Source organism: Streptomyces sp. NPDC012825, from assembly GCF_042900925.1.
Classification (GTDB): Bacteria; Actinomycetota; Actinomycetes; order Streptomycetales; family Streptomycetaceae; genus Streptomyces.
The window spans coordinates 165997-184796 of the sequence record NZ_JBIBBZ010000008.1 but is presented as its reverse complement, the minus strand read 5'-3'; the positions used below and the strand labels follow the sequence as shown (position 1 = coordinate 184796).

The window sequence follows — 18800 nt, the reverse complement described above, 5'->3', positions numbered from 1 at the left end:
CTCGGCACAATGCCCCCCATGGAACAGGAAACGCGAGCCCACACCCCCGACACCTCCGGCCACCCCGACGTCGTCGAGGCCGTCGAGGGCGAACTGCGCCTGCTCGACCCGGCCGTACGCTCCTCCCGGCCGCTCGCCGCCGAACTCCTCGACCCCGAGTTCACCGAGGTCGGGGCCTCGGGCCGGCGCTGGACGTACGAGGAGATCCTCGCCGCCCTGCCCGACACGGCCGGCGACCCCGGGGACGGAACGCACCACCGGCCGTCCGCCGTCACCGGGACGCTGCTCGCGCCCGGCGTCGTCCACCTCACCTTCGAGACGGTCCGCGACGGCCACCGGGCCCGGCGCAGCTCTGTCTGGCGCCGCGCCTCCGCGGCGGACGGCGGCCGCATGCGCATGTACTACCACCAGGGGACGCCCGTGCCCGGCGAGGAGGCTCAGCCGTAGGCGTCCGTCACGCAGTCGGCGGCGCACCGCCCGTGCTCGTACCGGCGCCGCAGCGCCGCCGCCGCGTGCCGCCGCTCCACCCCGTCGTACCCGTAGCGCTCCTCGGCCGTCCGCACCACGGCCGCCACGGTGACGATCGCCGGTTCGCCCTCACCGGCGACCCGCCGCGCCGCCGCGATCACCAGGTCCGCCGACCGCCGCAGATCACGGGCGTACTCCCGCTGGGCGAACGCACGCGCGCGCGAGGCGGCGAACGGCCGCACGGACCACCCCTCGCGGAGCAGGCCCGTCGCGATGAGCCCCACGGCGGTCAGGACGACGAGCACCCCCACCAGGGCGTCGACGCTCCACCTCATCACCGGCCCCCTTCCGCAAGGACCCGCAGCTCCGCACGAACCTCCCGATCTTAGGTCCCGCCGCCCCGGCGCACGAGCACGCGTCCGGCCGGGGCGCCCGGCCCGGTGCCGTGTCACACGTTCTTCACGTCCCGTGCATGGTCCGCCGGGGCGGGCGCGTCCATGATCGGCGGTGAGCCGCGCCCCGCCTCCGTACCCCGCCCCCGCAAGGAGCCCCGCCATGCCCAGCCGCCGCCGTTTCCTCGCCGGATCCGCCGCCACGCTCGGTCTCGGCGCCCTGCCGGCGACCGGCACGGCCGAGGCGCGGGAGACCGGAACGGCACGGGAGGCGACCGGGACGGCCGCCGTCCGGCCGCCGAACCTGATCGTCGTCCTCGCCGACGACCTCGGACACGGCGAACTCGGCGCGTACGGCCAGAAGCTCATCACCACCCCGCGCCTCGACGCGCTCGCCGCCGGCGGACTGCGGTTCACCGACGCCTACTCGACGGCCGCCGTCTGCGCCCCCTCCCGCTGCTCGCTCCTCACCGGCCTGCACACCGGGCACGCGACCGTACGCGCCAACCCGTCCGGGGCCCAGGGCTCCCTCACCGCCGCCGACACCACCTTCGCCCAGGTGCTCCGGGCCCGCGGCTACCGCACCGGCCTCATCGGCAAGTGGGGCTTCGGACCGGAGAGCGCGGGCCAGGACAGCCACCCCAACGCCCGGGGCTTCGAGGAGTTCCACGGCTACATCGACCACACCCACGCGCACCAGTACTACCCGGCGTACCTCTGGCACGACGGCGCCAAGGAGACGATCCCCGCCAACGCGAACGGCGCCAGGGGCGCCTACGCGCCGGACCTGCTGCGGCGGCGGGCCCTCGACTTCATCGACCGGCACGCGGCCGAACCGTTCCTCCTGTTCCTCACCCCGACCGTGCCGCACGCCCCCAGCGACGTCCCCGACACCGGCGCGTACGCCTCCCGGAGCTGGAGCGAGGCCGACAAGGGGCACGCCGCGCAGGTGAGCCTCTTCGACGCCCTCGTCGGCGACGTCGTCGACCGGCTGCGCGCCCTCGGCCTGGAGGACGACACCGTCCTCCTCGTCACCAGCGACAACGGCCCCCACGAGGAGGGCGGGGTCAACCCCGACCTGTTCGACGCCAACGGCCCGCTGCGCGGCTACAAGCGCAACCTGTACGAGGGCGGGATCCGCGTCCCCCTCCTCGCCTGGGGCCCCGGCCGGGTCCCGCCCGGCACCAGCGACCGCCCGACCCCGCTCACCGACCTCCTGCCCACCCTCGCGGAACTCGGCGGCGCCCCCGCCCCCACCGACGTGGACGGCCTGTCGGCCGCGCCCCTCCTCACCGGCGCCACGGACACGGCCCGCCACGGCCACCTCTACTGGTACCGCGACGAGAGGGGCGTCACCTCCCGCGCCAACGCCCAGGACAAGCAGCGTGCGACCTGGCTCGCGGAGGCGCTCCGCAAGGACCGCTGGAAGGCGGTCCGGTTCGCTCCCGTCCGCGACCGCGCGCTCCCCGACGACCAGTGGCAGACCGAGCTGTACGACCTCGCCACCGATCCCGGCGAGACCTCCGACCTCGCGGCCCGCCACCCGGCCCGGGTCGCCGAACTGGTCGCCCTGATGCGCTCCTCCTGGCGCGACCAGTACCCGCGGGCCCCGTTCGGGGCGTCCCTGACGGTGCCGTCCCTCGCCGTCCCCGGAAAGCCCTTCACCGCCACCGCCGTGCTGGCCAACGGCTCTGCGCGCCCCTGGGCCCCGGCGGCCCTCGCCCTGAAGGCCCCGGCGGGCTGGACCGTACGCCCCACCACGGCCACCGCCACCGCGCAGCTCGCCCCCGGCGCGCGGCTCACCGCCGCCTGGCAGGTCACCCCGCCCGCCTCCGCCCCGGCGGGCGCGCCCCGGACGCTGACCGCCGAGGGCACCGCCACCGCTCCGGGCGGCCCGGTGCGGTACGCCGCCGACGCCACCGTCACCACCCCGCCCCCGGCCCCCACCCGGGACGGCTACCTCTCCGACCTGCCCTGGATCAGCGCCGTCAACGGCTGGGGCCCGGTCGAACGCGACGCCTCCAACGGCAAGAACGCCGCGGGCGACGGGACCCCGATCTCCTTCGGCGGCACCACCTACCCCAAGGGCCTCGGCGTCCACGCGCGCAGCGACGTCGCCTTCCACCTGGGCGGCGCCGCCGACCGCTTCACCGCCCTGGTCGGCATCGACGACTTCTCGGCCCGCCAGAGCTCCGCCGGTGCCACCCGGGCCACCGTCCACGGCGACGACCGCGTCCTGCACACCACCGGCGTCCTGACCGCCGCCACCGGCCCCGTCCCCCTCGACCTCGACGTCCGGGGCGTCCGGGTCCTCCGCCTGGAGGTCACCGACGCCAACGGCACGACCTCCTTCGACCACACCTCCTGGGCCCTGGCCCGCGTCACGGTCGTCCAGGGAGCGTGACCCGGACGGCGAGTCGATGCACTTCCGGCGGACACCGCACGGCCCGGACAACGGCCGCTCCCATGGGCTACGTTGGGGGGATGACCACCGGGATGGCTTCGCGCCGCGCACGGATCGGTGACCCGGTGCTCCTCTGAGCACCGCGCGGGCCGGTGCGGGCCCGCTGCCGGACCGAAGATCCCGCGCCGCCGCGCGGGCTCCGCCTCCGTCGTGTTGACCACAGGCTCGACACGTCAACCACGACAGGAGACTCCATGCCCGTCAAGACACTGCGGATTCCCACCGCGGACGGCCTCGCCGACGCGTTCGCCGCCCTCCCCGACGGCGGCGGACGGCACCCGGGGGTGCTGATGTACGCGGACGGCTTCGGCATCCGGCCCGTACTGCGGAGGATGGCCCGCGAACTGGCCGGGCACGGGTACTACGTACTCGTCCCCAACCCGTTCTACCGGCACGGCACGGCACCGCTGATCGACCTTCCCGAGCACGTCGGAGAAGAGGACCGGCCCGCGCTGCTCGCCCGGTTGATGCCCATGATCGAGGCGCACACCGCAGAACGCGTCCTCAGCGACGCCGACGCCTATCTCACGTTCCTCACCGCCCAGCCCGAGGTCGGCCCCGGACCGGTCGCGGTGACCGGCTACTGCATCGGCGGCCTCCTGGCGACGCGCACCGCCGTGGCGCACCCCGGCCGGGTGGCCGCCCTCGCGGCGTTCCACGCCCCCGTGGGAGCCGACGGACCCGACAGCCTCTCCGCGCTCACCGCCGAGGTCCACTTCGGCCACGCCGAGAGCGACGTGACGCCCGGGGCCCTCGGCGAAATCGACCGGGCCCTGGACGCGGCCGGTGTCGGCCACACCTCCGAGATCTACCCCGGCACCGCCCACGGTTTCACCATGTCCGACACCGACGCCTTCAGCGCCTCCGGCCTGAAGCGCCACTGGGACCGCCTGCTCCCCCTTCTGCACCGCACCCTGGGCGACGGCTGAGCCTCCGGCCCGAAGACCGGACCCGAAGCCCACGGCGCCCGGGGTCGCATCCGCGCCCCGCCGCTCCCACCACCCGGGCGGCCGTCACTCCTCCGGCGGCACACAGAGCACCGGCACCGTCGACATGTGGAGGAGCTTGTGCGGGGTCGAGCCGAGGAGGGCGCCGCGGATCGGGCTCTCGCCCCAGCTGCCGACCACGACGACCCGGGCCGCGTGACGGGTCGCCGCGTCGACGAGGGCCTGTGCCGGTCTGTCGTCGATCACCTCGACGACGGTCGGCACGCCCGCCCGGTCGGCCTCCGCCACCGCGTGTTCGAGACCGGTGCGGCCGGCCTGCCGGATCGCGTCGCGGTGGGAGCGGTACTCCTCCCCGGTGGGGCCGGGGACCGCCGCCCCGTAGACCAGGACGAGGGTCTCGCCGAAGGCGGCCGCCACCTCGACCGCGATCCGCAGTGCGCGGGCGGCCCCGGGCGACTCGTCGTACCCGAGCACGATCGACATCTCAGCCCTTCCCTCCGTGCTCGTCCCCGCCGCCCCGGATGCCCCGGACCACGTCGGGGTCGGCCACCCCCGGGCGCTCGTCCCAGAACGCGGGCGCCCGCAGCCGCCACACGATCATGATCAGGACCCCGGCGGCGGCGATGCCGAGGCCGATGACGAGCGGCGGGCCGAGACCCAGCCACGAGTCGCCGCTGTACGAGTTCGCCGGATCGGCCATGTCGGACACCGACCGCACGAGGAGCCACGTCAGGAGTCCCGCGCCCACCAGCGGGCCGAGCCCGATCAGCAGGAGGTTGTGCAGGCTCTCGAAGAGGTGGCGGCGGTAGTAGACCGCGCAGGCCACCCCGGTGAGCGCGTAGTAGAAGGCGATGAGCAGCGAGAGGGCGGTGAGCGAGTCCAGGAGCGCGTTCTCGCTGACCTGGTTCACCGTCAGGTACCAGACGATCGCGATCCCGGCGACCCACCACGTGCTCACGTCGGGGGTGCGGAAGCGCGGGCTGATGTGCCCGTAGCGGGCGGGCAGCGCCCGGCGGCGGGCCATCGACAGGGCGGTCCGCGAGGCCGGGATGATCGTGGTCTGGGTGGAGGCGATCGCCGACGTGCACACGGCGAGGAGCAGCACCCAGTCCCAGCCGCCCAGGACGTCCCCGGCGAGCCGGGCGAAGAGGAACTCCTCCTCGTCGGCGTTCTCGGCGAGGAACGCGGGACCGGCGTAAGCCACCACCGCGAACCCCACGGTCACGTAGGTCACGAGCAGGATCACGGTCGACCACAGGCCCGCCTTGCCGGGGGCGGTCGCGGAGTCCTCGACCTCCTCGGTGAGGTTGACCGCCGACTCCCAGCCCCAGTAGATGAAGACGCCGAGCAGCAGCCCGCCGGTGAGGGCCGCGCCGCCCGCGCCGAACGGGTTCAGCCAGCCGATCGCCGGCTCCACCGAGTCGTACGCGCCGGTCCCGGCGTACACCTCGGCGAGCGCCACGCACACGAAGACCAGCAGGAAGGCGACCTGCGCCAGGATCAGCACGTTCTGCACCCTGGCCGACAGCTCGGTGCCGATGACGCACACGGCCGTCATCGCGAGGATGAGCAGCACGGTGAGCAGCTGGCGCACGAACGTGTTCTCCACCCAGCCGTCGAGACCGACGGCGAGCAGCCCGAAGCTCACGGCCACGTCGGCGAGCGAGCCGACCACCAGGACGCCGGTCATCGTGATGGCCCAGCCGCCCAGCCAGCCCGCCCAGGGCCCCATCGCGCGCGTGACCCACGAGAAGGGAAGGTGGTGCCGCAGTCCTGGTCGACCTTGTTCAGGTAGTAGAACGCCGACGCGATCAGGAGCATCGGGACGAAGGACGCGACCATCACGCCGGGCGCGTAGATCCCCGCGAGCGCGACGATCGGGCCGATGACGGCGGCGACGGAGTACGCGGGGGAGGTGGAGTTCAGCCCGATGACGAGGGCGTCGACGAAGCCGATCGCGTTGTGCTTCAGCTCCGCCGGCCGGTCCTCGGACGCGGGGTCCTCGACTGCCATGTTCCCTCGCTCCCCTTCCGCGGCTTCCGTTCCGCCGCTTCCGTTCCGGCTCGGACAGGGCAGAGGGACGTGTCCCTCCAACGATCGTAGGAAGGGGCGGTTCCGCCCGCATGCCGGACGGCCGGTGCCCTCGTCCGTCCGGGGGCGGGCCGCTAGCATCACGGAGGTCCGTCACCCCGTCACGGAATGGAACGGAACGCCCGATGTCGAAGGATCTCGCCGGCTTCGCCGAACTCTCCACGCCCCTGGTCGCCGACGCCTGCGTGCGGCTCGGTGAACCGCTGCGCGCCGCGCCCGCCGGACTGCTGCCCGTCGTCGACGGACAGCGGGTCGCCGGACGGGCCCTCCCCGTCCGGCACTACGGAAGCGTCGACGTCTTCCTGGAGGCCTTCGCGCACGCGGAGCCCGGGGACGTCCTCGTCATCGACAACGCCGGCCGCCGCGACGAGGCCTGCATCGGGGACCTCGTCGTCCTGGAGGCCGAGGCGGCGGGCGTCGCCGGGATCGTCGTGTGGGGGCTGCACCGCGACACCCCCGACCTCGTCCGGATCGGCCTGCCCGTCCTCTCGTACGGGCGCCACGCCCCCGGCCCCGTACGCCTCGACCCCCGGGAACCGGACGCGCTGGGCTCCGCGCGGTTCGGGGAGCACGAGGTCACGTCGGACGACGTGGTGTTCGGCGACGACGACGGGGTGCTGTTCGTGGCGGCCGACCGGGCCGCGGCCGTCCTGGAGACCGCGCTGTCCCTCCTCCGCACCGAACGGGAGCAGGCCCGGCGCATCGGGGCGGGGGAGACCCTGCGCGACCAGACCCGCTTCGACGCCTACTTGGCGGGCCGGGCCGAGGACCCCTCGTACACCTTCCGGCGGCACCTGCGCCGGATCGGCGGGGCGATCGAGGAGTGAGGGACCCGGACCCGGCGCGCGGGGCTCAGCCCTCGAAGCCGACCGTGCCGTCCGGCAGGACCGCCTCGACCCGGGCGCCGTGCTCCACGGTCCGGCTCACCGTGCAGAACTTCTCGTGCGTCAGGCGCACCCCGCGCGCGAACACCTCCGCGGCCTTCGGGTTGTCGCTGTCCGTCAGGTCGAACTCGTAGCTGACCCGGATCCGGCCCAGCCGGCCGTCGTCCTCGGGACCCGAGACCGACTCCACCACGATCCGCAGGTCGTCGTGGTCCACCGCCCGCGCGGTCCGGTCGATCACGAGCCCGCCGCAGCCGCCCATCGCGGCGAGCAGCAGCTCGACCGGGGTGAACGAGGGCTGCGCGCCGGCGTCGTCCGCGGCGGCCATCCGCACCTCCGCGCCCCGGTCGTTGCGGGCGGTCCAGTTCCGGTACCCGGTGCGGACGGTCTCGATCCGGTAGTCGGCCATGGCGGCGGGGCTCCTTCGTGCTCGTACGGTCGGCCCGCCCACGGTACGCCGGGCCGGGGCGGCGGGCCCGCACGGAACCCGAGTAGCACGGCACGGGCCTCTGAGTACGCCGACCGATGCGCCGCCGGTCCGCCCCCCGCTTGACTGGGGCCATGACCTCCGAAGCCCGGCGCGCCCGCCCCCTCCACCACGTCACCGCCACCGGCACGGCCCTCGCGGTGGCCCTCGGCCCGGTCCTCGTCGGCGCCCTCGTCGCCCGGTCGGTCGGCGCGGACCCGATGGCCTCCGTCAACGCCCTGATCGCGAGCGGCGGCCAGCGCGCCCGGCTCTCCCGCGCCCAACTCAGGACGGGGGCGGCACTCCGGAGGAGCCCGCGCCTGCGATTCGGCACGCGTCTCCGGCCCGGCACGCGTCTCCGGCTCCCGCACCGGGCGGGCCGACTCGACGGGACCGGCCGCGACCGGGAGCTCCGCGAGCCGGTCGGGTGACCGGCGGTGGACGTCGAGGGCGACCGCGGTCGTCCCCGGTGTACAGGTCCACCCCGAAGGCCTCGGCGTCGATGCTCCGCGGAGGGGACGTCACCCGTCCCGGACGGGGACAGGGCGGCGGCCCACCCCCGGGGAGGGGTGGGCCGCCGTGGCGCGACTTCGCCTTCGCGCCGGGGAGCGTGAACTCCCGTACGGGGGGTGCCGCCCCGGCTCGCGGGGCGGCACCGGTCGGTCGTCGGCCGGTCAGCGCTTACGGCCGCGGGCGTCGGGGTCGTCCGGGTCGTCGAGGCCCTCGACCTCGATCTCCTCCTTGTGGACCTGGCCCGAAACGGTCTCCTCCTCCGTGACCTCGTCCGTCTTGAGGCTCACCCGTTCCACCGGAACGGTCCGGGTCTCCACGACGGGGCGCTCCTCGTGGAGGATGACCTCGTGCTCGGCCTCGGTGATCTCCGGGCCGGACAGGGCCTCGTCACGGTTGGCGTCCGTGATCGGCTCCCGCTCGATCCGCACCTCTTCGTGGCTCACGGGCACGGTCTGCTGGACCTCTTCGGTCACCACGTACTTGCGCAGCCTGACGCGTCCGGCCTCCGTGCGCTCGACGCCGACGTGCATCTGCTCCTCGGAGCGGGTCATCGCGTCGTCGTCCGTGCCCCTGGCGCGTCCGGCGGTGTCGCCCGCCATGTGCCCCTCGGAGGTGCCCATGGGGCCGGTCGCGGTGCCGGTCTGCATCCCGGCCGCGGTGCCGGTGCCCGCCGCTGTTCCGGTTTCGCCGTGGGCCCAGCCACCCTCGCCGGGCTCGTTGGCCTGCTGCCAGGCGTCGTCCCAGGCGATGCCGTAGTGCTCGAAGAGACGGTGCTCCTCGCTCTCGGAGAGGTGTCCGCCGGCGTCGACGTCCACGTTGGGCGCGTCCTTGATGGTGGACTTGGGGTACGGGACCTCCAGGTGATCGTCGACCAGAGCCGCGTCCTTGATGGGGACGAAGGATTCACTGGTGCCGAACATGCCGGTCTTCACCGTCACCCACTCCGGAAGGCCGGTCGCGTCGTCGACGAAGATGTGCTTCGCGTCGCCGACCTTCTTGCCCTCCGCGTCGTAGACGGGGTGGTCCAGCACGGCGTGGATCTGCTCTCGGGCGATCATGTCGACCCTCCTGCTCTCTCGTCTCGCTTATCCACGCCTCTTACCAGACGGATCGGAGGGAAACGGGGCAAACCCATCTAATTATGTTGAATGATCAATCACCTGTGGGGTCGGTTCCTGCCGGGGACGCGAGGGGGCCCCACCGCACCGGAGCGGTGGGGCCCCCGGCGGGCTCCGGAAGGGTCAGGCGGCCGGCGGGACCCGGGACGGGCGGCCCGCGCCGCGCGTCAGGACGTAGCCCCCGATGCCCGCGAGCGCCGCGAGGACACCGCCCGCCGCGGTCCAGAGCCAGCGGTCGGACCACCAGCCGGAGGACCAGCCGTCCTCCGGCGCCGCCGCCTCGACGGCGGACGGCCGGCCCGCGTCGGCGTCCGCCTCCGCCCCGTCGGCGGTCGTCGCGCCCGGCACGAGCGGCGCGGCGAGCGCCCCGTCGGTGGCGTGGGCGCCGCCCTCGTCCTTGACGTCCGCCCCGAGCCGTGCGTCGAACGGCTGGCCGAGATCCTCGTCCGGCAGGCCCGTGACGGTCAGGCGCACGTAGTAGCTGCCGGGCAGCGGGTCGTTCGCCCAGGCGTCGGCCGAGGCGCGCACCGGGCGCAGTACGCAGGCGAGTTCCACCTTCGCGGCGTCCTTCGCCGCCGTACGGGACTGCGCCCCGTACACGCACGGCTGACGGCGCCGCAGCCCGTCGTACACGTCGATCCGCCAGGTGGAGGGCCCGTGCCGCAGGGCCGCGTCCGGCAGGGTGACGGTGGCGGCCACCGTCGGCCGCTGCCCGGTGTCCGCGGGGAACACCCAGTACAGGTAGTCGCCCGTGGCGGCCTGCGCGGTCGCCTGCTGCCCCGGAAGGAACCTCGCGGCGGTGCGGAAGGTGGTGCCCGCCTCCGTCGGACCGGCGGTGGAGCGGGTGTCCGGGGTCGCCGTGCCGGAGGGGGAGTCGGCGACGGCGGCCGGGCCCGCGAGTCCGAGCAGGGCCGCGCCCGCGAGCGCGGCCACGGCGAGCGTGCGTACGGTGCGCATCAGTGGGTCCTCCAGACGGCGACGCGCCAGCGGGACAGCCAGCCCCAGATCAGACCGGCCAGGAAGCCGGCGAGCACCAGCGCGCCGAGCAGCCACCAGCCCCGGCCGAGACCGAACGAAGCCACGTCCGAGGCGCTCGAAGGGCCGTCGACGACGTCCACGACCAGCTCGATCGGCATGCCGGGCGTCGTCTTGACCGACGGGGGAGCGGAGAAGGAGTTGCTGACCTGGAGGCAGACCGTCTCGGCGGCCGGTTCGGCGTCGTCGGAGTCGGTGTCCGGCAGCTCCGCCTTCGGATAGCGCAGCCCGGTCGACATCACGTCCGTCCGTCCGTCGCCCGCCTCGGAGCCGCGCGTGATCTCCCGGCCGTGGCGGGTGACGGCGCGCAGCAGCACCCCGTAGTCGTCGTTGACGGCGCGGTCGGCCGACACGCTGACGGAGGCGCGCAGTTCCTGGCCGGGCAGCAGGTCCACCCGGTACCAGCGGTGCTCGCCGAAGGCCTCGCGGTCCGTGTACAGGCCGGGCTTCAGCTCCGGTGCGCCGGCGCACCGCGCGGCGCCCCGGGTGGCGACGGGAGTGACGACCGGGTCGGCCGCACGGTCGACCAACTGCCGGACCCGGCGGGAGAGTTCGTCGGTGCGGTGGACCGAGGTGTAGGTGCCCCCGGTCGCCTCCGCGATGCAGGTGAGCTGCCGGCGGGTCTTGGCGTCCGGCACCAGGCCCAGGGTGTCGATGACGAGGTGGATGCCCTTCGCCGCGATCTCCCGCGCCACCTGGCAGGGGTCGAGCGGGGCACAGGTGTCCTCGCCGTCCGTGATGAGCACGATCCGGCGGGTGGCGTCACCGCCCTCCAGGTCCTCCGCCGCGCCGAGCAGTGCCGGGCCGATCGGGGTCCAGCCGGTGGGGGCCAGGGTGGCCACCGCGGTCTTGGCCTCGGTCCGGTCGAGCGGGCCCACCGGATAGAGCTGACGGGTGTCCTTGCAGCCCCGCTTGCGGTCCTGTCCCGGATAATCGGCGCCCAGGGTCCGGATGCCGAGCCGCACCTCCTCGGGCACCGCGTCGAGGACCTCGTTGAAGGCCTGCTTCGCGGCGGCCATGCGGGACTTGCCGTCGATGTCCTCGGCCCGCATGGAGCCGCTGACGTCGAGCACCAGCTCGACCTTGGGGGGTTCCTTCGCCGTCGGCGCGTCGGCGACCGCGTGCGTCGGCAGGAGCGCGGCGCCCAGAGCGGCGAGCAGCGCGCAGGCCCCGGTCGCCAGCCGTTTTCTCGTGATCATCGCCGGATCGTATTGACGATCGTCCGACAAACCAAAACGGGGGTGGCGACGGAGGCCCGGGGCGGGAGGGGCCCGGTCTCAGGCGGAAGGAGCGGCTGGGTCCTCCGCGTCGTCCTCGGGGAGGGCCCGGGCCCGCACGGCGTGCGCCGGGTCCTGGTGACCTCCGGAGGGCATGACGCGCACCTCGCCCCGGTCGCTGATCTCCGCGCGGATGATGCCGGTCGCGTCGGTGTAGACGGGATGCCCGCCGGAGCCCTTGTAGAGGGTGCGTTCCACGACCACGACGTCCTGGGTGGCGCCCGTGACGTTGGTGAACACCAGCTCGTATCTGGATATGCTCATTTGCCCTATTTTACGCCGTTACCGAAACATCCCTGTCCGGGGCGCCGGAAACGCTCTTCAGGCCGTACGGGACACGGCGTCCACCAGGTGCGCCAGGGCCGCCCCGAGGGCCGCCGCCCCCGGGCCCGCCGCACCGCCCGGTTCGGGCATGTAGAGGTCCCGGCGCATCTCGACCATCAGCGCGTGGACCCGCGGATCCCGGCCGTGGTGCGCCAGCGGGACGTAGGTCCCGGCGAACGGGCTGTCCGTCCCCACCCCGCCGAACCCGCCGAAGGCCTCCCGCGCCGCGTCGAGGAGTGCGGAAGGCGTGTGGAAGGCGTCCGTACCGAGGCAGACCGGGGGCCGGGGACCCTCGCCGTGCAGCTCGTACGGCAGCGGCTCGCTCGGGTACGAGTGGACGTCGATCACCACCGCCCGGCCCGTCGCCGCCAGCCGGTCGGCCACGGCCTCGGTCATGGCCCGCGCGTACGGCGCGAAGTACCGGTCGAGCAGCGGCGCCGGGTCGAATCCGGCCGGCCGCAGCGCGGCCCGGTGCGTGGTGCGCGTGTACACCGCCCCCATGCCGACGGCCGCCATCTCCTCCCGCTCGTCCGGGAGGCGCTCGGGGTCGACGACGAGCCGGGAGAGCAGGTTGACGAAGCGCCAGGGTGCCGTGCCGGCCGCCGCCGCGGCCGAGGCGGCGATCTCCGCCGTGTGCGCGTCGGTGATGTGGTCCAGCTCCCGCGCCAGTTCGTCGTCGCCGAGCAGGATCCCGGCCCGTACGCCGGCGGGCACCGCGCGGGAGGAGTGCGGCACGTGCAGGAGGACGGGGGAGTCCGGGGCGCCGGGGAGGAGGGTGAAGGAAGGGGAGCGGGGAGGTTCGGCCGTGGCGGCGCGCGGGGTCTCGTTCATGCCGGGATCCTCCCGCGACCCCGCCCGCGGCGCCACGAAACCGCTGGTTAGAGTGGGGGAGGTTGCGCCGCCGCACCAGGACCGGGCGCGAGACCGGGCCGACTGTCGACCACAGGGACCCGTACGACCACCCCCCGTCCCCGCTTCGCCCGGCCCACGGCCGCCTGTCCCGGAAACGCCGCATCGCATGAGTACCGACACCGCGCTGTCCCCCGACGCCGCCCCCGCTGCCACTCCCGCCCCCGTTCCCGGTCCGGAAGGCCCCCGGCGGCCGAGGATGGCCGGGCGCGCCCCGGCCCGGCCCGGCCCCGCGGCCGCCGTCCACAGCGTCAGCGCCGCCACGGCCGCCCTCCTCGGGCTCGTCGCCCTCGGCGCCCTCCTGCACGAACCCGTCCTGATACCCCCGCTGGCCGCCAGCGCCGCCCTGGTGCACTGCGCCCCCGCGCTGCCCCTCGCCCAGCCCCGGAGCGTGGTCGTCGGCCACCTGCTCGGGGCCGCCGCCGGATACGCGGTGGGCGCCGCCGCGAGCGGCAGCGCCTGGGCCGCCGCGGTCGCCGCCGGCGTCACCCTCGCGCTCACCACCCTGTCCCGGACCCCGCACTCCCCGGCCTGCGCGACCGCCGTCGTGATCGTGCTCCAGTCGCCCGCCCCCGGCCGGTTCGTCCCCCTTCTGCTCGGCTCCACGGTCCTGCTCGTCCTGACCGCGTTCGCCGCCTCACGCGTCCGGCGCGCGGCCCCGAAGTACCCCGCTTACTGGTGGTGAACCCGGGCCACCCGCCCGCGTGAGCCCCGGCCGACATCTGAGTGGGCCTCGGCCGGTCGCCCGAGTGGACCGCGAGCCGGTCGCCTGCCTGAACCGCGCCTGCCGCCCGCGTGAGCCCCGGCCGGTCGCCCGCGTGAACCGCGAACCGGTCCCTACGTAAACCGCCCCCGGCACCCGAGTGCGCCCCGAGCCGGGCGCCCGTGTGAACCCGCCCCCGGCGCCCGCGTGGCCCAAGGCCCGGCGCCCGCCTGAGTTGCGTCCGGCCCCGCCTGAACCACCCCCGCCCCCCCGCGTGACCCCCGGCCGGGCGACCGTACGCCCTCCCGCCGTCCGCGTGTGCGGGCGCCTGTGTCCCGATGCGCCCCGTCACTCCGCGCCCCCGCGCGCCCTCCGGAGGGGGGATCGCGTCAACTTCCGTCCGGTTCCAGTCGGAAACCCCCCTGAGGACCCGGGTTGTTCACGGTCCTGCCCACCAGTGCGTATTACCCTTCGTTGGTCTTCGCTTGACCACTTCTTGGTGAAGCCTGATGCCGGTGGGACTCCGGGAAGGGACGTGCCGTGCCCGGCCACGGGCCGTCCGGACCGTCCCGGTCCGCTCCGTCCGTCCGCGCGACCACCGGCCCGTCCCCGCTCCTCGGATCCCGTGAGGGGAGATCCGCATGTCGCCCTCCTCGTCCCGCCCCCGGCAGTTCCCGTACCTCCGGCAGTTCCCGTACCTCCGGCAGGACTTCGCAGCGTCCCTCGTCGTCTTCCTCGTCGCACTGCCGCTCTGCATCGGCGTCGCCGTCGCCTCCGGCGTGCCCGCCGAACTCGGCCTCATCACCGGCATCGTCGGTGGAATCGTCACCGGTCTCATGCGGGGCAGCAGCCTCCAGGTCTCCGGACCCGCCGCCGGTCTCACCGTCCTCGTCCTGGAGGCCGTCCGGGCCTTCGGCCTCGCCGCCCTCGGAGTCATCGTGCTCCTCGCCGGACTGCTCCAGATCCTCATGGGCCTGCTGAGGTGGGGCCGCTGGTTCCGGGCCATCTCCCTCTCGGTCGTCGAGGGCATGCTCGCCGGCATCGGCCTCGTCATCGTGGCCGGCCAGCTCTACGCCGCGGCCGGGCTCGACGCCCCCGACTCCGGCCTCGCCCGGCTCGCCGGACTCCCGGCCGCCCTGGTGCGCGCGCTGACCTCCACCGCCAACCTGGTCCCGCTCGCCGTCGCCGCCGGCACGGTCCTCGTGATCGTGGGCTGGCGACGGCTCCCCCCGAGGGCGCGTGCCGTGCCCGGCGCGCTCGTCGCCGTCCTCCTCGCGGCCCTCGCCACCGCCCTCCTCGACCTGCCGGTCGCCACCGTGCGGGTGAGCGGCGTCCTGGACGCCGTGCGCGTGCCCGGCGCGGACGCCTTCGCCGGCCTGGCCGACGTCGCCCTGCTCGGCACCGTCCTCGCCTTCGCGCTGATCGCCTCGGCGGAATCGCTGTTCAGCGCGGCGGCCGTGGACCGGCTGCACGACGGACCGCGCACCGAGTACGACAGGGAACTGCTCGCCCAGGGGGTCGGCAACACGATCTGCGGCGTGCTCGGCGCCCTCCCCATGACCGCGGTGATCGTGCGCAGCTCGGCCAACGTCCAGGCGGGGGCCAGGACCAAGGCGTCCCGGGTGCTCCACGGCGTGTGGCTGCTGCTCTTCGCCGCCCTGCTGCCCGCCACCCTGGAGTACGTGCCGCTCGCCGCGCTCGCCGGGATCCTCGTCCACGCCGGCTGGAAGCTGATCCCCTTCAAGGGGCTGGTCGCGCTGTGGCGCGGTCACCGGGGCGAGGCGCTCGTCCTGGTCGCGACGGCCGTGGCGATCGTCACGGTCAACATGTTCGAAGGGGTCCTGATCGGTCTCGTGCTCTCCGTCGCCAAGGCGGCCTGGGACGCCTCCCACCTCCGCGTCGAGCGGACCGACGACGGCCACGGCCCGGTGCGCGTCAGCCTGTCGGGGAACGTCACCTTCCTGCGGCTGCCGAAGATACTCGACACGCTCGAAGCCCTCCCGGGGGACCGCCCGGTCGAACTGGACCTCTCCGGGCTCCAGCACCTCGACCACGCCTGCCGCGCCGCCCTGGAGGCCTGGGTGGAACGTCACTCCGCCGCCGGCCCCGACTCCGTACGGCTGCACGGCCCGCCGGAGCACGCCCCGGACCGGCCCGCGGACGGCGAACCCGCGCGGACGGGTTCCTGACCCCCGGTCACTTGTTCGCGCCCATGAGGGACATCGGGGATGAGGACGCCGGTCCGGGGTATTCGATGACCGTCCAACCCACTAGGGAGGAATCATGGGTCTGGGAGCTTTCATCATTCTGATCGCGGTGGGGGCCATTCTCACGTTCGCGTCCGACTGGGAGATGGAGGGGGTCAACCTCGATCTGGTCGGCCTGATCCTCATGGCCGTCGGCATCATCGGCACGGCGGCCTACGTCAGCGTGCTGCGCCGTCGCCGGATGATCGTCCCCCCGGTCGCCCCCACGGTCACCACCACCGAGGACGACCGGAGGGACCTGCTCTGAGCGAATGAGCGAACGGAACGCCACCGTTGCCGTCATCGTCCCGGAGGTACGACATGGGACACGACGCGATACACGACGCGAGAGGGGTGGCCGCGCTTCGGGCGTGGTCACCCCTCTCGTACCGTTCCCGTTCCGGGCTCCGCCGCGCCCGGCGGCGCGGGCGCCGCTCACCGGTCCACCGTCACCGCCGCGTGGATGGTCTTGCCGTCCGGCCGGGCGTCCACGGTGACCTCCCGGCACAGACGCAGCACGATCGGCCAGCCGAAGCCGCCGGGGCGCAGTTCGTCGCGGAGCTCGTGGCGGCGCGGCGTCTCCCCGCTGGCGTCCGCCACGGAGACGGTCACGCGGTCGGGTCCGACGGCGATGCCGAAGTCGGTGACCCCGCCGCCGTGCCGGTGCGCGTTCGTGACCAGCTCCGACGTGACGAGCAGCAGGTCGTCGACCTGGCCCGGTGGCAGGGGACCGAGGGCCGCGAGCGTGTGGCAGACCAACTCCCGTGCCTGCGCGGGGGTGCCGATCGACGACGGCCCGTACGATCCGGCGCCGGGGCGGGCCGTCGGGGCCGCCGGCGTACGGGACCGGGTGTCACTCGAAGTGTTCATCGCGGGGTCCCTTTCTTACCGATTCCTCAACAGGTGACGGAATTCGCCTGCCCGTTCGCACAGAAGTGATGCACGCCACCCGGACGGGAGCGGACACCCCGTTTCGGAGGAGTGTGTTCGGAAAGCGGGGGTACGAGAATCGGAACGGCCGAACGGACAGTGAGAAAGAGGAGGTTGTCGCGTGCGGACCGAGACTGCCGAGGCGATGGCGACGTACGTGACGAACGGTACGTGTGAGGACATGCCCGTCCTGGAGGCTCCCCACGAGGTGGCGCCACAGGACGCACGTGCCCTGACCAAGGTGTTCCTCCGTGAGCTGGCGGAGCGGGAGGAGGGCACCGAGGCGTACCAGTACGTCCGGAACACCCTGATCGAGATCAACATGTCGCTCGTGCGGTACGCCGCGGGGCGGTTCCGCGCGCGGGCCGACGAGATGGAGGACATCGTCCAGGTCGGCATGATCGGCCTGATCAAGGCGATCGACCGCTTCGACCTCTCGCGCGAGGTGGAGTTCGCGACCTTCGCCGTGCCGTACATCGTGGGCGAGATCAAGCGCTTCTTCCGGGACACCACCTGGGCGGTGCACGTCCCCCGCCGCCTCCAGGAGGCGCGGGTGGAACTGGCGAAGGCGACCGACGAGCTGAGTTCGCGGCTCGGCCGGGCCCCCCGGGTCGCGGAGCTGGCGATGCTGATGGGACTTCCCGAGGAGGAGGTGGTCGAGGCCCAGATCGCCTCGAACGGCTACAACTCGACCTCGCTGGACGCCGCGATCAACGGCGGCGACGAGGAGGACGAGGCGGCCCTGGCCGACTTCATCGGCGGGGAGGACCCGGCCCTCGAACTCTTCGAGGACTTCCACACCCTCGCCCCGCTCGTGGTGGCCCTCGACGAGCGCGACCGGCTGCTGCTCCACCTCCGGTTCGTCGAGGAGCTGACGCAGGCGCAGATCGGCGAGCGGCTCGGCGTCTCCCAGATGCACGTCTCACGGCTCCTGGCCCGCAGCCTCAACCGGCTGCGCGAGGGCATGTTCGAGCAGCCGCGCTCCACCCGCTGAGCGGCCGGCGCACACCGACGACAGGGCTCCCGCTCCGATTCCTCCGGAGCGGGAGCCCTGTCCTTTCGCGTACGCCACGGGCTACGGGCGCGCGGCGATGAAGGAGGGGCGCCGGACCGGGGCGGCGAAGGGCGCCTCCGGCAGGTTCTCCACACTGTTGAAGACCAGGAACACGTTGCTCCGGGGGTACGGGGTGATGTTGTCGCCCGACCCGTGCAGGGCGTTGCAGTCGAACCAGGTGGCCGAGCCGGCGGGGCCCGTGAAGTGCCGGATGCCGCACGCCTCGGCGAAGGTGGTGAGTGCCTCGTTCGAGGGCGTCCCCGCGTCCTGCATCTGGAGCGACCTCTTGTAGTTGTCCCGGGGGGTCTCCCCGGAACAGCCCAGGAAGGTGCGGTGCGAACCGGGCATGATCATCAGACTGCCGTTGGTGGTGAAGTTCGGCGTGAGCGCGATCGACACCGAGACCGTCCGCATCTGCGGCAGGCCGTCCTCGGCGTGCCAGGTCTCGAAGTCGGAGTGCCAGTAGAAGCCGCCGGCGCCGAAGCCCGGCTTCACGTTGACCCGCGACTGGTGCACGTAGACGTCGGAGCCGAGGATCTGGCGGGCGCGTCCGACGATCCGCGGGTCCTCGGCGAGCCGGCCGAAGACCTCGCTGATCCGGTGCACCTCGAAGACGGAGCGGATCTCCTGGGAGCGGGGCTCGGCGATCGCCCGCTCGTCGGTCCGGACGGCGGGGTCGGTGACGAGCCGGTCCAGCTCCGCCCGGAGCTCGTCGACCTCGTCCGGGGTGACCAGCTCGTCCACCGTGACGAACCCGTCCCGGTCGTAGTCCTCCAGTTCGCGCGCCCAGAAGGGGCCGGGCGTGCCGGGCTCGGACCACACGACGGGGTCCTTGCGGCCGATCAGCTCCTCCCGGGGGCCGCGGGTGGGGTAGAGGTCGACGGGGCGGGTGGGTGCGGAGACCATGGGGCGGTGTGCCTTCCTTTCGTGCGTCCCGTACGTCTCTGCGTCTCGTACGGGGGCGTGCGGGGCAGGTGGC

General features: G+C 74.0%; 19 protein-coding genes and 1 pseudogene. 9 read left to right on the top strand and 11 right to left on the bottom strand.

Annotation, left to right across the window (positions count from 1 at the left end):
* The first annotated feature begins 18 nt into the window (after positions 1-18).
* Positions 19-447, top strand: coding sequence for a DUF4440 domain-containing protein (locus tag ACFY7E_RS19490; RefSeq protein WP_389486433.1), 429 nt, complete (start codon positions 19-21; stop codon positions 445-447).
* On the opposite strand, the gene ACFY7E_RS19485 is transcribed toward ACFY7E_RS19490, so the two are convergent.
* Positions 438-803: a hypothetical protein gene (locus tag ACFY7E_RS19485; protein WP_389486431.1), complete on the bottom strand. Its 366-nt coding sequence runs from the start codon at positions 801-803 to the stop codon at positions 438-440. The two genes, ACFY7E_RS19490 and ACFY7E_RS19485, sit on opposite strands and share 10 nt — an antisense overlap.
* 220 nt (positions 804-1023) lie before the next feature.
* Between ACFY7E_RS19485 and ACFY7E_RS19480 the strand changes: the two genes are divergently transcribed.
* The gene (locus tag ACFY7E_RS19480; RefSeq protein WP_389486429.1) at positions 1024-3264 is read left to right on the top strand and encodes a sulfatase-like hydrolase/transferase; all 2241 of its coding nucleotides are present in this window, start codon (positions 1024-1026) and stop codon (positions 3262-3264) included.
* A 254-nt stretch (positions 3265-3518) separates the two neighbouring features.
* Entirely contained in the window at positions 3519-4253 is a 735-nt protein-coding gene (locus ACFY7E_RS19475; RefSeq protein WP_389486427.1) for a dienelactone hydrolase family protein, read from the top strand.
* A gap of 84 nt (positions 4254-4337) precedes the next feature.
* On the opposite strand, the gene ACFY7E_RS19470 is transcribed toward ACFY7E_RS19475, so the two are convergent.
* Together ACFY7E_RS19470 and ACFY7E_RS19465 are read right to left on the bottom strand one after the other, a co-directional pair.
* Complete coding sequence (locus tag ACFY7E_RS19470) at positions 4338-4754, bottom strand: universal stress protein (RefSeq protein WP_383440058.1); 417 nt, start codon at positions 4752-4754, stop codon at positions 4338-4340.
* A 1-nt stretch (position 4755) separates the two neighbouring features.
* Positions 4756-6284, bottom strand: a pseudogene (locus ACFY7E_RS19465) (APC family permease).
* Positions 6285-6487: 203 nt separating this feature from the next.
* Between ACFY7E_RS19465 and ACFY7E_RS19460 the strand changes: the two are divergent.
* On the top strand, positions 6488-7189 hold the full coding sequence (locus ACFY7E_RS19460) for an RraA family protein (RefSeq protein ID WP_389486425.1): 702 nt from the start codon (positions 6488-6490) through the stop codon (positions 7187-7189).
* Positions 7190-7214: 25 nt separating this feature from the next.
* On the opposite strand, the gene ACFY7E_RS19455 is transcribed toward ACFY7E_RS19460, so the two are convergent.
* The gene (locus ACFY7E_RS19455; protein ID WP_389486423.1) at positions 7215-7655 is read right to left on the bottom strand and encodes an OsmC family protein; all 441 of its coding nucleotides are present in this window, start codon (positions 7653-7655) and stop codon (positions 7215-7217) included.
* A 152-nt stretch (positions 7656-7807) separates the two neighbouring features.
* Here ACFY7E_RS19455 and ACFY7E_RS19450 point away from each other — a divergent pair, with 152 nt between their 5' ends.
* Positions 7808-8143, top strand: coding sequence for a hypothetical protein (locus tag ACFY7E_RS19450; protein WP_389486421.1), 336 nt, complete (start codon positions 7808-7810; stop codon positions 8141-8143).
* Positions 8144-8386: 243 nt separating this feature from the next.
* Here the strand turns inward: ACFY7E_RS19450 and ACFY7E_RS19445 are convergent, their stop codons facing one another.
* The 5 genes from ACFY7E_RS19445 to ACFY7E_RS19425 form a co-directional block, all read right to left on the bottom strand.
* The gene (locus ACFY7E_RS19445) at positions 8387-9283 is read right to left on the bottom strand and encodes a DUF2382 domain-containing protein (protein WP_389486419.1); all 897 of its coding nucleotides are present in this window, start codon (positions 9281-9283) and stop codon (positions 8387-8389) included.
* 183 nt (positions 9284-9466) lie between these two features.
* The gene (locus ACFY7E_RS19440) at positions 9467-10300 is read right to left on the bottom strand and encodes a hypothetical protein (RefSeq protein WP_389486417.1); all 834 of its coding nucleotides are present in this window, start codon (positions 10298-10300) and stop codon (positions 9467-9469) included.
* Entirely contained in the window at positions 10300-11577 is a 1278-nt protein-coding gene (locus ACFY7E_RS19435; RefSeq protein ID WP_389486415.1) for a VWA domain-containing protein, read from the bottom strand. The genes ACFY7E_RS19440 and ACFY7E_RS19435 overlap by 1 nt, the downstream gene beginning before the upstream one ends.
* 78 nt (positions 11578-11655) lie before the next feature.
* Complete coding sequence (locus ACFY7E_RS19430) at positions 11656-11919, bottom strand: DUF6296 family protein (protein ID WP_389486413.1); 264 nt, start codon at positions 11917-11919, stop codon at positions 11656-11658.
* Between the two features lie 57 nt (positions 11920-11976).
* Positions 11977-12810 (bottom strand): N-formylglutamate amidohydrolase, encoded by an 834-nt coding sequence (locus tag ACFY7E_RS19425; protein WP_389486411.1) that lies wholly within the window; start codon positions 12808-12810, stop codon positions 11977-11979.
* Between the two features lie 187 nt (positions 12811-12997).
* Between ACFY7E_RS19425 and ACFY7E_RS19420 the strand changes: the two genes are divergently transcribed.
* From ACFY7E_RS19420 to ACFY7E_RS19410, 3 genes are all read left to right on the top strand, one after another.
* On the top strand, positions 12998-13573 hold the full coding sequence (locus ACFY7E_RS19420; protein ID WP_389486409.1) for an HPP family protein: 576 nt from the start codon (positions 12998-13000) through the stop codon (positions 13571-13573).
* Between the two features lie 659 nt (positions 13574-14232).
* Complete coding sequence (locus ACFY7E_RS19415; protein WP_389486407.1) at positions 14233-15780, top strand: SulP family inorganic anion transporter; 1548 nt, start codon at positions 14233-14235, stop codon at positions 15778-15780.
* 94 nt (positions 15781-15874) lie between these two features.
* Positions 15875-16105, top strand: a complete 231-nt coding sequence (locus ACFY7E_RS19410; RefSeq protein WP_383447355.1) for a DUF6458 family protein — start codon at positions 15875-15877, stop codon at positions 16103-16105.
* Between the two features lie 167 nt (positions 16106-16272).
* On the opposite strand, the gene ACFY7E_RS19405 is transcribed toward ACFY7E_RS19410, so the two are convergent.
* Complete coding sequence (locus ACFY7E_RS19405) at positions 16273-16707, bottom strand: ATP-binding protein (RefSeq protein ID WP_389486405.1); 435 nt, start codon at positions 16705-16707, stop codon at positions 16273-16275.
* Between the two features lie 205 nt (positions 16708-16912).
* On the opposite strand from ACFY7E_RS19405, the gene ACFY7E_RS19400 reads away from it, so the two are divergent.
* Positions 16913-17761 carry an RNA polymerase sigma factor SigF gene (locus ACFY7E_RS19400; RefSeq protein WP_389486536.1) on the top strand — a complete coding sequence of 283 codons (849 nt, stop codon included), beginning with the start codon at positions 16913-16915 and terminating at the stop codon, positions 17759-17761.
* An 81-nt stretch (positions 17762-17842) separates the two neighbouring features.
* Here ACFY7E_RS19400 and thpD read toward each other — a convergent pair whose 3' ends face one another.
* Positions 17843-18727, bottom strand: a complete 885-nt coding sequence (thpD, locus tag ACFY7E_RS19395; RefSeq protein ID WP_389486403.1) for an ectoine hydroxylase — start codon at positions 18725-18727, stop codon at positions 17843-17845.
* Between the last annotated feature and the right edge of the window lie 73 nt (positions 18728-18800).

Excerpts from the sequence above, each read along its gene's own strand:
- ACFY7E_RS19410 (WP_383447355.1), top strand. The coding sequence starts at position 15,875 with ATGGGTCTGGGAGCTTTCATCATTCTGATCGCGGTGGGGGCCATTCTC.
- ACFY7E_RS19470 (WP_383440058.1), bottom strand. The coding sequence starts at position 4,754 with ATGTCGATCGTGCTCGGGTACGACGAGTCGCCCGGGGCCGCCCGCGCA.
- ACFY7E_RS19420 (WP_389486409.1), top strand. The coding sequence starts at position 12,998 with ATGAGTACCGACACCGCGCTGTCCCCCGACGCCGCCCCCGCTGCCACT.
- ACFY7E_RS19450 (WP_389486421.1), top strand. The coding sequence starts at position 7,808 with ATGACCTCCGAAGCCCGGCGCGCCCGCCCCCTCCACCACGTCACCGCC.
- ACFY7E_RS19480 (WP_389486429.1), top strand. The coding sequence starts at position 1,024 with ATGCCCAGCCGCCGCCGTTTCCTCGCCGGATCCGCCGCCACGCTCGGT.
- ACFY7E_RS19485 (WP_389486431.1), bottom strand. The coding sequence starts at position 803 with ATGAGGTGGAGCGTCGACGCCCTGGTGGGGGTGCTCGTCGTCCTGACC.
- ACFY7E_RS19425 (WP_389486411.1), bottom strand. The coding sequence starts at position 12,810 with ATGAACGAGACCCCGCGCGCCGCCACGGCCGAACCTCCCCGCTCCCCT.
- ACFY7E_RS19475 (WP_389486427.1), top strand. The coding sequence starts at position 3,519 with ATGCCCGTCAAGACACTGCGGATTCCCACCGCGGACGGCCTCGCCGAC.
- ACFY7E_RS19440 (WP_389486417.1), bottom strand. The coding sequence starts at position 10,300 with ATGCGCACCGTACGCACGCTCGCCGTGGCCGCGCTCGCGGGCGCGGCC.
- ACFY7E_RS19400 (WP_389486536.1), top strand. The coding sequence starts at position 16,913 with ATGGCGACGTACGTGACGAACGGTACGTGTGAGGACATGCCCGTCCTG.
- ACFY7E_RS19455 (WP_389486423.1), bottom strand. The coding sequence starts at position 7,655 with ATGGCCGACTACCGGATCGAGACCGTCCGCACCGGGTACCGGAACTGG.
- ACFY7E_RS19445 (WP_389486419.1), bottom strand. The coding sequence starts at position 9,283 with ATGATCGCCCGAGAGCAGATCCACGCCGTGCTGGACCACCCCGTCTAC.
- ACFY7E_RS19460 (WP_389486425.1), top strand. The coding sequence starts at position 6,488 with ATGTCGAAGGATCTCGCCGGCTTCGCCGAACTCTCCACGCCCCTGGTC.
- ACFY7E_RS19405 (WP_389486405.1), bottom strand. The coding sequence starts at position 16,707 with ATGAACACTTCGAGTGACACCCGGTCCCGTACGCCGGCGGCCCCGACG.
- ACFY7E_RS19430 (WP_389486413.1), bottom strand. The coding sequence starts at position 11,919 with ATGAGCATATCCAGATACGAGCTGGTGTTCACCAACGTCACGGGCGCC.
- ACFY7E_RS19435 (WP_389486415.1), bottom strand. The coding sequence starts at position 11,577 with ATGATCACGAGAAAACGGCTGGCGACCGGGGCCTGCGCGCTGCTCGCC.
- ACFY7E_RS19490 (WP_389486433.1), top strand. The coding sequence starts at position 19 with ATGGAACAGGAAACGCGAGCCCACACCCCCGACACCTCCGGCCACCCC.
- ACFY7E_RS19415 (WP_389486407.1), top strand. The coding sequence starts at position 14,233 with ATGTCGCCCTCCTCGTCCCGCCCCCGGCAGTTCCCGTACCTCCGGCAG.
- thpD (WP_389486403.1), bottom strand. The coding sequence starts at position 18,727 with ATGGTCTCCGCACCCACCCGCCCCGTCGACCTCTACCCCACCCGCGGC.